1 protein-coding gene is annotated in these 1704 nt (G+C 65.6%); it reads left to right on the top strand.

What is annotated here, in order from left to right; all coding sequences use genetic code 11:
• A partial coding sequence (locus DM374_RS32455; protein ID WP_177431647.1) for an autotransporter-associated beta strand repeat-containing protein occupies positions 1-1704 on the top strand: 1704 nt, incomplete at both ends.

The following is a 1704-nucleotide window of genomic DNA, read 5'->3' as shown; positions in this document are numbered from 1 at the left end:
GGGTGCGCTGAGCATCCTCGGCAACACCAGCCTGGATACGTCGGCCAACCTGCAAGTCAGCAACGCCATTGCCGTCTCGCAGCAACTGACCCTCGCTGGCAGCCACGACCTGACCTTGAGCGGTGTGCTCAGCGGCAACGGCGCGCTGATCAAGAACGGCAACGGCCAGCTTCTGCTGACCGGCACCAGCACCTACACCGGCAACACCTCGGTCAACGCGGGCGGCCTCAGCGTCAACGGCACCTTCGCCAGCGCCAATGTGCAGATCGCCAGCGGCGCCAGTCTGGCGGGCAGCGGCACCTTGTCCGGCCAGGTCAGCCTGGCCGACGGCGCCAACCTGAATGTCGCCAGCGCGACCGCGCCGCTGACCGTCGGTGGCCTGTCGCTGGCTTCTGCCAGCAACCTGAACTTCACCCTGGGCGCGCCGAACAGTGCGACCACGCTGGTGAAGGTCAACGGCGACCTGACCCTCGACGGCCTGCTCAATATCAGCAACGGTGGCGGCTTCGGCGTCGGTGTGTACCAGTTGTTCAGCTACGGCGGCAGCCTGACCAACAACGGTCTGAGCTTCGGTAGCCTGCCGACTGACATCCTCACTTCGCAACTCGAGGTGCAAACCAGCATTGCCAACCAGGTCAACCTGGTGGTCGGTGAAGCCGACGGCAACCTGGTGTTCTGGAACGGCTCCAAAACCAATGCCGACGGCACCGTCAGCGGCGGCAGCGGCACCTGGGGCGCGGACACCAACTGGACCAACTCCACCGGCAAGAACGCCAACGACTGGAGCAGCGGCCAGTTCGCGGTCTTCGGCGGGCAGGCGGGCACGGTCACGGTTTCCGGTCAGCGCGTGTTCTCCGGTATCCAGTTCCTGGCCAACGGCTACAAGCTGGTCGGCGGCACTGGCGATTCCCTCGAAGCGGTCAACGCCCCGGACGGCACGCTTGCCGCATTGCGCGTCGCCAATAGCACAACGGCGGTGATCGACGCGGCCATTGTGGGCGAGGGCGGTATCCAGAAGCTCGACGGCGGCACCGTGGTGCTGAACGGCGCCAACACCTACAGCGGCGGCACCCTGATCAGCGCCGGTACCCTTCAAGGCAACACCACCAGCCTGCAAGGCTCGATCGTCAACGACGCCAGCCTGATCTTCCAGCAGGATGTCAACGGCAGCTTCGGCGGCACCCTCAGCGGTACCGGCAACGCGATCAAGCTCGGCGCCGGTAATCTGCTGTTCAGCGGTTACAACGACTTCAGCGGTAGCTTCAAGGTCGAAGAGGGCGTATTGCAGGTCGGCGAGACTGCCGCAGCCGCTCCGGTTGTCGCTTCGTTCGCGCGCATGGCGCTGTTCGCGGCGCCAGTTGGCAACGTCCTGGCGGCCGACATCACCGTCGCCAGCGGTGCTGGTCTCACCGGTACCGGCACCGTCAACAGCGTGGTCAACCACGGCACCGTCCAGCCGGGTGCCAACGGCAACCTGACTGTCAGCGGCGACTTCACCAACGCCAGCGATGGTGCTTTGAACATCAACCTGACCCCGCTGCCGACCAGCTACCTGGCCGTGGGCGGTACCGCCAACCTGGCCGGTACGCTGAACGTGTTCGCGGCAGCGCCGTACGCCGGCGACACCACCTACACGCTGCTGACCGCCGACGGCGGCATCACCGGCAAGTTCGACAAGGACAACACCGCAAGCCTGGGTGTGAA

This window comes from Pseudomonas huaxiensis (assembly GCF_003231275.1).
GTDB classification, from domain to species: domain Bacteria; phylum Pseudomonadota; class Gammaproteobacteria; order Pseudomonadales; family Pseudomonadaceae; genus Aquipseudomonas; species Aquipseudomonas huaxiensis.
Note: the sequence above shows the minus strand (reverse complement) of the source record. Positions and strands in the feature narration are given on the sequence as shown.